The organism is Bacillus sp. S2(2019), from assembly GCF_005144805.1.
GTDB classification, from domain to species: domain Bacteria; phylum Bacillota; class Bacilli; order Bacillales; family Bacillaceae; genus Bacillus; species Bacillus altitudinis.
In genome coordinates this window covers 113119-125396 of the sequence record NZ_SWFL01000006.1, presented here as the reverse complement: position 1 = coordinate 125396, position 12278 = coordinate 113119, and the positions used below count along the sequence as shown (strand labels likewise).

At 42.7% G+C, this 12278-nt stretch carries 14 protein-coding genes; 10 read left to right on the top strand and 4 right to left on the bottom strand.

What is annotated here, in order from left to right; genetic code table 11:
* The 6 genes from FBF75_RS18490 to FBF75_RS18465 all read left to right on the top strand — a co-directional run.
* Positions 1-968 (top strand): exosporium glycoprotein BclB-related protein (locus FBF75_RS18490; protein ID WP_276606741.1); only part of this gene is annotated, 968 nt, incomplete at its 5' end.
* A 141-nt stretch (positions 969-1109) separates the two neighbouring features.
* On the top strand, positions 1110-2705 hold the full coding sequence (locus tag FBF75_RS18485) for a sensor histidine kinase (RefSeq protein ID WP_136945061.1): 1596 nt from the start codon (positions 1110-1112) through the stop codon (positions 2703-2705).
* Between the two features lie 3 nt (positions 2706-2708).
* Positions 2709-3407: a response regulator gene (locus FBF75_RS18480; protein ID WP_041506621.1), complete on the top strand. Its 699-nt coding sequence runs from the start codon at positions 2709-2711 to the stop codon at positions 3405-3407.
* A gap of 2 nt (positions 3408-3409) precedes the next feature.
* Complete coding sequence (locus FBF75_RS18475) at positions 3410-4387, top strand: tripartite tricarboxylate transporter substrate-binding protein (RefSeq protein ID WP_136945060.1); 978 nt, start codon at positions 3410-3412, stop codon at positions 4385-4387.
* A gap of 191 nt (positions 4388-4578) precedes the next feature.
* On the top strand, positions 4579-5877 hold the full coding sequence (citM, locus tag FBF75_RS18470) for an Mg(2+)/citrate complex secondary transporter CitM (RefSeq protein ID WP_024719341.1): 1299 nt from the start codon (positions 4579-4581) through the stop codon (positions 5875-5877).
* 181 nt (positions 5878-6058) lie between these two features.
* Complete coding sequence (locus tag FBF75_RS18465; RefSeq protein WP_136945059.1) at positions 6059-7690, top strand: M14 family metallopeptidase; 1632 nt, start codon at positions 6059-6061, stop codon at positions 7688-7690.
* Between the two features lie 73 nt (positions 7691-7763).
* On the opposite strand, the gene FBF75_RS18460 is transcribed toward FBF75_RS18465, so the two are convergent.
* The gene (locus FBF75_RS18460; protein ID WP_008341777.1) at positions 7764-8249 is read right to left on the bottom strand and encodes a phenolic acid decarboxylase; all 486 of its coding nucleotides are present in this window, start codon (positions 8247-8249) and stop codon (positions 7764-7766) included.
* Positions 8250-8362: 113 nt separating this feature from the next.
* On the opposite strand from FBF75_RS18460, the gene FBF75_RS18455 reads away from it, so the two are divergent.
* From FBF75_RS18455 to FBF75_RS18445, 3 genes are all read left to right on the top strand, one after another.
* Positions 8363-8920 carry a PadR family transcriptional regulator gene (locus FBF75_RS18455; protein ID WP_050827053.1) on the top strand — a complete coding sequence of 186 codons (558 nt, stop codon included), beginning with the start codon at positions 8363-8365 and terminating at the stop codon, positions 8918-8920.
* Between the two features lie 104 nt (positions 8921-9024).
* On the top strand, positions 9025-10131 hold the full coding sequence (locus tag FBF75_RS18450; protein WP_007496564.1) for a nitric oxide synthase oxygenase: 1107 nt from the start codon (positions 9025-9027) through the stop codon (positions 10129-10131).
* Between the two features lie 100 nt (positions 10132-10231).
* Positions 10232-10657, top strand: a complete 426-nt coding sequence (locus FBF75_RS18445) for a hypothetical protein (protein WP_041090675.1) — start codon at positions 10232-10234, stop codon at positions 10655-10657.
* 14 nt (positions 10658-10671) lie between these two features.
* Here the strand turns inward: FBF75_RS18445 and FBF75_RS18440 are convergent, their stop codons facing one another.
* Positions 10672-10944: an acylphosphatase gene (locus FBF75_RS18440; RefSeq protein WP_041090676.1), complete on the bottom strand. Its 273-nt coding sequence runs from the start codon at positions 10942-10944 to the stop codon at positions 10672-10674.
* Positions 10945-11066: 122 nt separating this feature from the next.
* Between FBF75_RS18440 and FBF75_RS18435 the strand changes: the two genes are divergently transcribed.
* Positions 11067-11717 carry an MOSC domain-containing protein gene (locus FBF75_RS18435; protein WP_136945058.1) on the top strand — a complete coding sequence of 217 codons (651 nt, stop codon included), beginning with the start codon at positions 11067-11069 and terminating at the stop codon, positions 11715-11717.
* Positions 11718-11758: 41 nt separating this feature from the next.
* On the opposite strand, the gene FBF75_RS18430 is transcribed toward FBF75_RS18435, so the two are convergent.
* The gene (locus FBF75_RS18430) at positions 11759-11896 is read right to left on the bottom strand and encodes a YflJ family protein (RefSeq protein ID WP_008341771.1); all 138 of its coding nucleotides are present in this window, start codon (positions 11894-11896) and stop codon (positions 11759-11761) included.
* A gap of 134 nt (positions 11897-12030) precedes the next feature.
* On the bottom strand, positions 12031-12192 hold the full coding sequence (locus FBF75_RS19740) for a hypothetical protein (RefSeq protein WP_008341770.1): 162 nt from the start codon (positions 12190-12192) through the stop codon (positions 12031-12033).
* Between the last annotated feature and the right edge of the window lie 86 nt (positions 12193-12278).

The following is a 12278-nucleotide window of genomic DNA, read 5'->3' as shown; positions in this document are numbered from 1 at the left end:
GAACTTATATCGTAAATACAGCGCCACCAACTGGCACACCAGATACGTCTCCAGATTATACGTTATTGGCAGCCGCAGGTGTGACAGGCGCCACGGGAGATACAGGAGCGACCGGAGTAACCGGAGCTACAGGTGCAACAGGAGATACGGGAGCGACTGGAGTAACTGGAGCCACAGGTGTAACGGGAGATACGGGAGCGACTGGAGTAACCGGAGCCACAGGTGCTACGGGAGATACGGGAGCGACCGGAGTAACCGGAGCAACTGGCGCTACCGGAGCCACGGGAGCAACCGGACTAACCGGAGCAACTGGCGCTACCGGAGCCACGGGAGCAACCGGAGTAACCGGAGCCACGGGAGCAACCGGAGCCACGGGAGCGACCGGTGCAACAGGGGCTACAGGAACCGGAGCCACGGGAGCAACCGGTGCAACAGGCGTCACAGGTGTGACAGGATCAAGTGCGATTATTCCATTTGCATCTGGTACGCCAGCTGTTTTAACCACAATCGCAGGCGGTCTAGTTGGAACATCTAGCTTGGTCGGATTCGGTAACTCGGCGACAGGTGTCAGTATTGTAGGAGGAATCATTGATTTAACCGGAGCAGCAGGAACATTGTTAAACATGGCATTCTCCGTTCCAAGAGCTGGAACCATTACGTCATTTGCTGGCTATTTTAGCACGACTGCAGCCCTTTCTTTAGTTGGCACGAGTATTACTGTAACTGCTAGTCTGTTTGCTTCACCAACACCAGATAACAGCTTCACTCAAGTAGCGAGCGTTACATTGGCACCGGCGTTAACCGGTATTTTAACGATAGGGGCTATTTCAAACGGTATCGCTACTGGTTTAAGTGTACCAGTCACACCGCAAACAAGATTGCTTGTCGTATTCTCGGCAACAGCTACTGGTCTTTCCTTAGTGAATACTGTAGCAGGCTATGCAAGTGCTGGTTTATCCATCACGTAATAGGCACACAGGGATGACTCAATACTGAGTCATCCTTTTTTGTCTGTGTGAATTTTCTCTTAACTTCATGAGAAAAAATGATATGATTTTCTTAGAGTCTATTCGGGTGAATCTACTGAATTAGGGGTTGTGGCGGTGAGGATGGGCAAAAGGAAAGTCACTTTACAAACAAAAATTTTGGGGTTAATTATTGGTCTTTTACTTGTTGTTATTGCCTTATTGACCATTTGTTTTGGTTTTTTGCAGACATCAGAAAGGCAGAGTCAAGCTGAACAGCTGGCGGTGCAAACTGCTAGAACGATATCTTATATGCCGCCCATTAAAACATCGGTGGCTACGGGAGATTCGCAAAATGAAGAACAGGCTGTGCTTGAACAAATGAAGGAACAAGTAAGAGCGCATGCCATTTTTATCACCAATCAAAAAGGGAAGGTTCTTTTTCATACGAACCATGAGGATGTAGGGAAAACCATCAGTGTGTCGGAAGGAAGAAGTACACTGCTATTTGGAGGAACTTCCATATCAACGGGTGATTCTGATGGTGAAATCGTTGTCAGAGGAAGTGCTCCGATTATGAAAGAAACTGGCAGTCATGAAGAGATTATTGGGACAGTCAGTGTCGAATTCTTAAAAAGAGATATCGATCAAGCGACAGCTCATCAACTATTCAAATTAAGTTATATTGCCCTTCTTGTGCTCTTGCCTGGGGTTTTTGGAGCGATTTTTTTAACAAGGAGTATTCGAAAAGATATATTAGGGCTTGAACCGCATGAAATTGCTTCATTATATCGAGAAAGAGAAGCGATGCTGCATGCGATTAAAGAGGGAATCATTGCATTTGACCGTAAAGGTGCCATTACGATGATGAATACGTCAGCTGAACAGATGCTACGCGTCTCTTCAACGCTGCCTCTTCATATTGATCAAGTGTTGCCAAATGCCAATCTTCTTTCCTATCTAAAGGTAGAGACGATTGAACCTAACATAGAATCAGTCGTCAATGATAAAACCTTCGTGCTAAATGTCAAAAAAGTGGTGCAGGACAATCGGGTATTTGGAGGAATTGTGAGCTTCAGGGAGAAAACCGAGCTGACAAAGCTGCTGGATACATTGACAGAGGTCAGTCAATATTCAGAAGACCTTAGAGCACAAACACACGAATTTTCGAATAAGCTGTACGCTATTTTAGGCTTGCTTGAGTTGAAACAAGTGGATGAAGCCATTGAGTTAATTAAAGAAGAGTATACACTTCAAAATCGCCAGCATGATTTACTCATGAAGCAAATTCGCTCTCCGAAGATACAAGCCATTTTACTTGGGAAGTTAGGAAAGGCATCTGAGAAAAAGGTTCATTTTCACATTGATGAAAATAGTTCATTGGAGCCGCTCCCAGCCCATTTAAGTTTATCTCACTTTATTACCATCATTGGCAATCTCGTAGACAATGCGTTTGAGGCTGTATTGAATAAGGAGAAAAGAGAAGTCAGCTTGTTCATCACAGATATTGGATTTGATATTATCATAGAGGTATCTGATTCAGGGGATGGTGTAGATGAAGGAGCCATTTCACAACTTTTCACAAGAGGACATTCATCAAAGGGAGAAGGGCGAGGTTATGGACTTGCCAATGTCAAAGAAGTGCTAGATGAACTTGGGGGCTGGATTGAAGTTGCGAACCAAAAAGAAGGCGGTGCCATCTTCACTGTTTACATACCGAAAGGCACAAAGGGGGAATAGGTTGTGATCAAGGTACTCATTGCGGAAGATGATTTTCGAATCGCTGCGATTCATGAATCTTATATACAAAAGGTACAAGGCTTTCAAGTGGCCGGCAAGGCAAAGAGTGCAAAGGATCTGTGGGAGGCACTTCAAAAAGAACAAGTGGATCTCATTTTGCTTGATGTCTACATGCCTGATGAGCTCGGCACGAACCTTTTGCCGCTGTTAAGAGAGCGCCATCCTGAAGTGGATGTGATCATTATCACGGCTGCAACGGAAACGATGCTGTTAAGAGACGCACTGCATTATGGAGTCGTTCATTATTTAATCAAACCAGTGACCGCACAAAAATTCACGCAGGTTTTAACCGAATATAAAGAGAAGAGAGAGTTAATCAATTCAAAAGATGAAGTCAATCAAACGATGATTGATCTGTTTTTTGGTCAAATACAGGAAGAATCGCAGCAAAAGGATGAACGAGACTTGCCAACAGGCATTAATTCATTAACTTTGGACAAAGTGAAAACATTCATGGCAGCAGAGATGAACGGAATTACAGCGGAAGAACTCGGAGAAAAAATGGGCGCATCACGCACAACAGCAAGACGATACGTAGAGTATCTTGTGACAACGGGAGAATGCCGGGCAGAGCTGGCGTATGGAATCATTGGTAGACCAGAACGAAAATATTATCCCGCCAAAAAACAAACGGAGTCATAAAAATGAAAAAAGGAATACTCTTACTCATTTTGGTCTGCCTTTGTACAACGCTCACCTTTAATGAAAAAACAGCAAAAGATTCTTTTCTGGAGCACAGCCCATTATATATTGTGGTATCAGGTGTACCTGATGGCGGATTTGACCAAACAGCTCAAGTGATGAAAACCGTACTAGAACAAGAAAAGCTAGTGAAGGAGCCTGTGCATATTCTTTATCAAAGAGGCGGAACGGTTGATAAAGGATGGACCTATATGATGGAGCGAGATGCCAATTATATTAGTTTGAATTCAAGCTTATTATTAAGCCGTAATTTGCTGGGCAGCAGTAACGTGACCATGAATGATGTCACCCCGCTCGCTATTCTTGCGGAAGAGTGGCAGGTAGTCGCAGTGCCAGTTGATTCTCCTTTCTCAGATGGAAAGGAGCTATTACACGAATTAAAAAAGAAACCAGATTCCTTAAAAATTGGGTTTGCCCCGGACTTTGGAAATGATGATCAAATCTCATTTGCACGGGCTGCCGAAATGGCAGGAATTGATCCGTACCGCATTCAGTTTTTAAAATTTGATAGTGCAGATGATTTATTCCAAGCACTCATTGACCACGAGGTAGATGCGGCAACTACGACCATTACGGAGGTTCGCCATGATTATGAAAAGAAAAGACTGAAGCTCGTCGCAACCACAACGAATCATCGTTTAGAAGGATTCAAAGACGTGCCCACTTGGAAAGAACAGGGGATTCCGCTCATCTTCTCTCATTGGCGTGGTGTGATGGGACCAAAGCAAATGAATCAGCACGACATTCGAGCATGGGATCAGCTTCTTCAAAAAATGACGCAAACGAAGTCATGGAAAAAGCAGTTAAAACAAAAAGGCTGGACAAGCCGTTATATGAACAGTAAAGAAGCAAAGGTCTTTATGGAAGATCAATTAAGGCGATATGAGCAATTTATACAAGGAGAACAAGCGGTCAAATGAGACCGCTTTTTTTCATGGAACCAACAAACAACAACAATTGCACAAAATGAACAAAAAGCATTTATCGATCAAAAAAGAATTAAAATTCATAATATTTACTTCAATTAAGGCGTCAGATATCATGACAGAAAGGGTTGGAAATGGGATACCAACATTTAATGAAAGCGTATACAATATAAGGGGTGAACAAAATGTTAGCGATCTTAGGATTTCTTATGATGGTTGTATTTATGGTTTTAATTATGACGAAACGTATGTCTGTTTTAACGGCATTGGTATTAACACCGATTGCATTTGCTCTTATTGCAGGTTTTCATTTTACAGAAATTTCAGATATGATTGTCAAAGGTGTACAGCAAGTTGCACCAACGGCGGTCATGATCATGTTTGCCATTTTGTACTTCGGGATTATGATTGATGCAGGTTTATTTGATCCGATGGTGGCAAAAATTTTAAACATCGTTAAAGGCGATCCATTAAAAATTGTTGTCGGAACAGCTGTTCTGACGATGCTTGTCGCACTTGACGGTGATGGAACCACAACGTACATGATTACAACAACAGCGATGCTTCCGTTATTTACACTGCTTGGCATTCGTCCGATTATTTTAGCGGGTATCGCCGGAGTCGGCATGGGGATTATGAATACGATTCCATGGGGAGGGGCAACACCTAGAGCGGCAAGTGCACTTGGCGTTGATCCATCACTTTTATTTGGCCCGATGATTCCAGTCATTGGTGCAGGGGTTTTGAGCATGATTGTGGTGGCATATTTTCTTGGGAAGTCTGAAAGAAAACGTCTTGGTGTTATTGAGCTCGAACAGCCGATTCATGCAAATGAAATGGCAGCGGCACTGCAAGATGATATTAAGCGACCGAAACTTTGGTGGTTTAACCTAACGCTTACGTTGTTATTGGTGCTCCTTCTTGTCTCAGGAAAAGTCAGCTTAACGGTTCTATTTGTTCTGGCTTTCTGTGTGGCAATTATCGTGAACTATCCGAATTTAGAGCAGCAGCGTGAGCGGATTGCGGCTCACTCAACCAACGTCTTAGCGATTGCTTCCATGATCTTTGCAGCAGGTGTTTTTACAGGCATCTTAACTGGGACGAAAATGGTTGATGAAATGGCGATTTCGATTGTTTCGGCTATTCCAGAGCAGCTTGGCGGGTTTATTCCAGTCATTGTCGCGCTAACAAGCGGGATCTTCACTTTCTTTATGCCGAATGATGCATACTTTTATGGGGTACTGCCGATCCTATCAGAAACAGCGGCAGCATACGGTGTCGATAAAATTGAGATTGCGAGAGCATCTATCATTGGTCAGCCGATTCATATGTTAAGCCCACTTGTTCCATCGACTCATTTACTTGTGGGACTCGTTGGGGTATCACTAGATCAGCATCAGAAATTTGGCATGAAATGGGCGGTTCTTGCAGTCGTCGCCATGACAGTGATGGCGGTTCTCATTGGGGCCATTTCGATCTGGTAATGAGAAGAGTGTCTGCTGCTCATGCAGGCACTCTTTTTTAGGTCCTATTGCAGGGCAACATCCATTCATTTGCCCTATATAAAGACATGCATGATTCCTCCAAAAGATATATTTTTGAAAAATGTTGACACTTTTGCTGTTTTTTTCTTTATAATGCAAATCAACGAAGGGAGAGGATAGCATGTCCAAACAGAAAAGTACCATTCTTTTTGCTGCTGTATGCCTCATGGCAGGAAGTTTGTCGATGGTGACCCCAGCTTCAGCGAATGCAGAGACCCCTTATTATGGAAAAAGCTATGAGCAGCCAGCCTCGGTTCAAAAACTGTATCCTGAGCCTGACGAAACGTTTGATACCCCTGCCTTTCAGAAAAAAGGAGAAGCATTTACCACACAAGAAGAGCTTCAAGATTTTTTACGTGACATTGTCAGTAAAAGTCCTTACGCCACGCAGAAACAGATTGGAACATCCATTGAAGGCAGATCCATTCCAGCCCTCTATTTTACAAAGGATCGTCACATCTCTCCACTGTCAAAAAAGCCAACGATCTGGCTTCAAGCACAAATACACGGAAATGAACCAGCCTCCGGTGAATCTGCCCTTGTCATCGCCAAACGACTAGCAGGTGATGAAGGAGATCGTATACTGAGCCATGTTAACGTCATCATTGTTCCAAGAATCAATCCAGATGGTTCTTATGCATTTGACCGCAGGCTTGCAAACGGAATGGATGGCAACCGTGACCACATGACATTAGAATCTCCAGAGCTGACAGCCCTTCATCAAGAATTTAATCGCTTTGCGCCCGAGGTCGTCATCGATGCCCATGAATATGATGTCGGTCAAAAGCAGTTTGAAGACATCGGTGCATCAGGTGCTCTCAAGTATCACGATTTGCTGATATTATCCGGTAAGAATTTGAACATTCCTGAAAGCATTCGTTTCACGTCAAATGAATTGTACGTCAACGGAGTGCGTGAAGCATTGACGAATAAGGGATTTTCCAACGATTTATATTATACAAACACAAGAGGGAAGGACGGAAAAATCGATCTTTATGAAGGCGGAACTGATGCACGAATTGGCCGAAATGCCCTAGCGCTTTCACCAGCTTTATCCTTTCTTGTAGAAAGTAGGGGGATTGGAATTGGCAGAGAGGACTTTACCCGGCGCGTGGCAGCACAAGTTACCACTCATGTAAAAATCATTGAGACAACGGTGAAGCATGCTAAGCAGGTGAAGCAGCAAATGGTGACGGAGCGGCTGAAACTTGTGAAAAAAGGTCTTCAATCAAACGATGATGATCAAGTGGTCATTCAAGATGCTTTCAAGGCGCCTGTGAACGATTCACTTGAAATGGTGGATATTGAGAAAGGACAAACCACCAATGTCCCGGTACGTTTTCATAGTGCAAGTGATGCGGTTCCTGTATTGACAAGAGAACGGCCGACAGCTTATCTTATTCTCCCAGGACATGAAGGAGTAGATAGAAAGCTCAGAACTTTAGGGTTAAAAAGTGTGACACTTCCTGTTGGCATGAAAGTACCTGTACAAGCCTATCAGGTAACAAAACGAGTGGAAACAAGCAAAACAGATATTCAGCTTGAAACGAGACTCGTTGAAAAGAAACGTCAACTGCCAAAAGGAACAAAGGTATATGTGACGGCACAGCCAGAGACCAATTTGTTGTCACTTGCCCTTGAACCAGAATCAAAAGACAGTTATATGTCATCAGGTTTTATTGCATCAAAAGTAGGCGATGAACTACCAGTTTACCGATTCTTGTTATCTCAAAAGACGTTAGGTATGAAATAAAAAGGACTAAAATCAAGTTCATTTTAGTCCTTTGTCAATCACCCTAGAAGCGGCACAGTGCGTGCCGCTTTTTCTATTTTCGTCCAGCTCTGATCTCATCGGTCATGCCTTCATACGGTGCTTCTGCGATAATCGTTTCATCGTTTACCCCAGCATGGTGGATGTACGTAATGTCTGCGAATTCTGGTACGACATACTTCGGATAGGTTTCATATTTTTCACGGGATTCTTTCATGAGGTCGATATAGTCATTTTGATAGCAAACGGTGATATCTGGACGTTCATGCACCCATTTTGGGAAGAAAATGACCCCATGCATGCGTTTCTCCTCAGGCATAAAGTTTAAAGACACGTCTGTCCCAGTCGGTTCCGTCCAGGAAACTTTGTATACCCCTTTTGTCAGCTTCACAATATTCACTTCTTGATCACGAACCCAGCGGCCTCCAACCATTCCGCTATGAATGCGGTAATCAATGGTGTGATCATTTTTAATGTAAATCTCATATTCCCAGCCATTTTCATACGTATAAATCATATGAAGTCCAACGAATTGATCCATGTTTATTCCTTCTTTCAATTAAAATGATGTTGTTTCAAACATGTCATGATTTACATGTTTATTTTAGGGTGTATGGTATACTATTGTCAAAGAATATGCGTTGGAGGCATGTCATGAGAGTACTGAAATATGCCATTCTTGGCTTACTAGATCAGCGTGAGCTGACGGGATACGATATGAAGAAACACTTTGAAGATTCCCTTGGACAGTTTTGGAGTGCGAAGCATAGTCAAATATACCCTGAATTAAAGCGGCTAACAGAAGAGGGTTTTATTGAATTTGATATTCACATACAAGGAAAGAAGCTAGAGAAGAAGGTTTATCAAATCACTGATGCAGGAAAAAGAGAACTGCATGAATGGTTAAGGGAAAAAGGCCCGATTCCAGACACAACAAAAGATGAATTTATGTTAAAAACGTTCTTTATCTCATCTATGGATCAAAAAGAAGCGGCCGGTCTGTTCGCACATCAGCTGCTGGAGCGAACAAAGAAAGTAGAGATGCTTGAACAGAAACTGAACGTTTTAACAGAAGAAGATCCATCTGCCCAATCACTGCATTCAACACAATTCGGGCATTATTTAGTACTGACAAGAGCAATTGAAAGGGAAAAAGGGTATGTTCGCTGGCTCCAAAAGACCCTTGAAGTCATTGATTCATCCATTGTCTAAGGACAATCGTCGCACGATATGATAAAAAATGGTTTGAAACAAGTGAATTTATCAATAGAAACCGCTACAATGGATATATTCGTATTAAAGTGAGGCGAGTATGTTTGAGTAACCAAGAAGCGTTGTGGAATGAAGCAGAAGCTTTTATTTCTGTATGCTATGAAGAATTAGGCAAATCAAATGAAGAAAAAGCAGCACGTCTGCATGAAATAAAACAAGAAATTGAGTCTGACGGCATGTATACTCATACGCAGGAAGAATTAGCTCACGGGGCAAAAATGGCATGGCGCAACAGCAACCGGTGCATTGGGCGCTTGTTTTGGTCAACACTGCATGTGCATGACTGCCGGCACGTGACAACAGAAGATGAGGTGAAAGAGGCACTCTTTCATCATATTGAGTATGCGACAAATGGGGGTAAAATCAAACCGTCCATTACCATCTTCCCACCAGAGAATAAGGGACGGAAGGAAGTCGTTATTTATAATCATCAGCTCGTTCGTTATGCGGGATATGAGTCGGAATATGGCATCATTGGGGACGAGGCATCACTTGAATTAACCAAGTTGTGTGAAGCGCATGGCTGGAAAGGCGAAGGCACGCATTTTGACCTTCTGCCACTGATGTTTCAGCTAAAAGATCAGCCGCCGGTTCTGTATGATCTTCCGAAAGAGATCGTTCAAGAGGTAGAGATCACTCATCCTGAATATGATGGGTTCGGTGATTTAGGACTGAAATGGTATGCTGTTCCGATTATTGCTGATATGAAATTAGAAATTGGTGGCATTCATTACAATGCGGCACCGTTTAATGGATGGTATATGGGAACAGAAATTGGCGCACGTAATCTAGCTGACGAAAACCGCTACAATATGTTGAAAAAAGTCGCTTCTATTTTAGGGCTCGATACAACAAAAAATTCGTCACTTTGGAAAGACAAAGCCATTGTCGAATTGAATGTCGCGGTTCTGCACTCTTATCGCGAGGCAGGGGTGACCATTGTGGATCATCATACAGCTGCCCATCAGTTCAAACAATTTGAAAAACAGGAGGAAAAGGCTGACCGTAAGCTGACTGGTGATTGGACATGGCTGATTCCGCCAGTATCACCAGCTGCTACGCATATCTTCCATCGTCACTATGACAATACGATCGTGAAACCGAATTATTTTTATCAGGAAAAACCATACCACGGGACGGAAAGAGCCTAGCGAAAAGCTAGGTTTTTTTGTATGAAATGAGTCTTTGGAATGTTGTTTGATTTGGAAAATGATGGTTTAATGGCGGTGAAATCAAAAAGGGGGAATATAGATGAAAAAAATGACGTTGCTCATATTTTTGGCTGTATTCAGTTTCAACGGATTTCTACCACTAGGTGATGAAAGAGCTAAAGCAACGACTGGAGCAATGGTTCAGAATGACATCGTTTTAAAGGTGACAACCGATCGTTCAACTTATACTTCGCTTCATCCTCAGGTCAACGTCAACATGACCGCAACAACAAATGAAACACTTTATTATACAGCTGCTATTCGAAAACTTACTTTCCCAGTGACACCAGTCTTTACACACGAAGGGTCTATCTCTGGACAAAACGCTTTCGCAGCACCTACTCGTTTATTACTTCCTAACAGTGGATCAGCCAATTATGATGTTCATGTGAGTCTCTACAAAGATGCTTCACGTACAACCTTGATTGGTTATTATGTTGCAAACCCATTTACTGTTGTGAAATAAAGGACACACATCAACTATCCTCTAATCCGAAAGTCTTGATAATGGGCGAACGTGGTGAGCGGCTCCATGTCCAAATGTGTGACTTTTGAAAAAGGACTGCCTTTACGGACGGTCTCTAAAAAGTCAAAAACCTCCTGCTGCTCTCCTTCTACTTTTAACTCCACGTGACCCTCATCTGTGTTGCGTACCCAGCCTTTTATCCCTCGATTGACGGCTTCTCCTTGAACAAAATAACGAAAACCGACTCCTTGCACTCGTCCTTTTACAATAGCGTGATAATGAACCAATGTCATCTCTCCTTTTTTCTCATCGTACCATAACCTGTCTCGTTCCTTCACGTACCGACTATGATTTGACTGTCAAACCATGTAAAATAAAAGCAATCAGACAATCAAAGGAGATGGCGAGAGTGGGGCAGACAAGGTACGACATCGAAGGAATTCAAGTAGGACAACCTATCACCACCTATGTGAATGGTAAAGAAATCAAAACAGCCATCAACAAAAAGCGTATTCACGAGCCTGTTTATTTGAGTCAGCTCAATTTTGATGGAGATGGCCAGGGTGATTTGGTCCATCACGGAGGTGATGATAAAGCCGTTTGCGTCTTTCCATATGATCACTATACTTACTTTGAGCAATTTTTAGGGGTGCCGTTACAGGAGGCAGCCTTCGGTGAAAACGTGACCGTGCATCAGCTTGTAGAGACAGAAGTTCGTATTGGAGATGTGTTTCAGCTTGGGGATGCGCTAGTTGAGGTCAGCCAGCCAAGACAGCCGTGTGTGAAGCTCTCTCTTAAGCATGGAAACATGAAGCTTGTGAAGGAAGTGCAGCAAACGGGATATACCGGTTTTTATTTGCGTGTTCTGAAAGAAGGAATGGTCTCTCCTGATGAAGCTCTTGTGTTAGTCGAAAAAGCGCCCCATCCCATCACAGTCCACGAAGTCAATGAAGTCAAATACCGTCAAGTAGATCAAAACAGGCTGAAAGCAGTTCTTGAAGTAGATGCCTTAGCAGATGTGGTCAGAAAATCTTTAGAAAAACGTGTTCAGCCCATATAAAAAAGCCGTACATCTGCTATGGATGTACGGCTTTTCAACATTTAAGAGCTCGTTTTCTTTTGCTCAAGAAGATTTGCAAGGAAATAAGTTTTAAAGCTTTGAAGCTTTCTTCCTTCATGCTTGGTCACACCAAGCTTCTTTAATTCTTCGACATACCAGCCTTTGCTACCATAATGCATGATAGAAAACTCCTTTCAATGGAAACTGCCTGCATTGTAACATCTCAAAAAAGGACGTGAAAAGTGTGCAGGTGTTTAGAAATGAAAACTGATTCTATCTGCCTATGATCCATGTATATGCTGGAAATAATCATTTATGAATTTGGCGGGTTGAGGGTAACGATGATCATGCCGACTGTCATAATCATGATGACAATCCCGAGGTAGGTCATCATGGATTGTTTTTTCTTAATACCTACAACCGTTAAAATAATACTTTCAATAAAGAAGATAACACCGATGATGATGAACCACATATCAAATAAGACCCCTTTCGCATATCTTTGCCTATTTTACCACAGGCATTTTTGTTTAGTCGTGACAGATTCGTGAAACGGGCATG

Excerpts from the sequence above, each read along its gene's own strand:
- FBF75_RS18460 (WP_008341777.1), bottom strand. The coding sequence starts at position 8,249 with ATGGATCAATTCGTTGGACTTCATATGATTTATACGTATGAAAATGGC.
- FBF75_RS18445 (WP_041090675.1), top strand. The coding sequence starts at position 10,232 with ATGAAAAAAATGACGTTGCTCATATTTTTGGCTGTATTCAGTTTCAAC.
- FBF75_RS18465 (WP_136945059.1), top strand. The coding sequence starts at position 6,059 with ATGTCCAAACAGAAAAGTACCATTCTTTTTGCTGCTGTATGCCTCATG.
- FBF75_RS19740 (WP_008341770.1), bottom strand. The coding sequence starts at position 12,192 with ATGTGGTTCATCATCATCGGTGTTATCTTCTTTATTGAAAGTATTATT.
- FBF75_RS18475 (WP_136945060.1), top strand. The coding sequence starts at position 3,410 with ATGAAAAAAGGAATACTCTTACTCATTTTGGTCTGCCTTTGTACAACG.
- FBF75_RS18485 (WP_136945061.1), top strand. The coding sequence starts at position 1,110 with ATGGGCAAAAGGAAAGTCACTTTACAAACAAAAATTTTGGGGTTAATT.
- FBF75_RS18455 (WP_050827053.1), top strand. The coding sequence starts at position 8,363 with ATGAGAGTACTGAAATATGCCATTCTTGGCTTACTAGATCAGCGTGAG.
- citM (WP_024719341.1), top strand. The coding sequence starts at position 4,579 with ATGTTAGCGATCTTAGGATTTCTTATGATGGTTGTATTTATGGTTTTA.
- FBF75_RS18430 (WP_008341771.1), bottom strand. The coding sequence starts at position 11,896 with ATGCATTATGGTAGCAAAGGCTGGTATGTCGAAGAATTAAAGAAGCTT.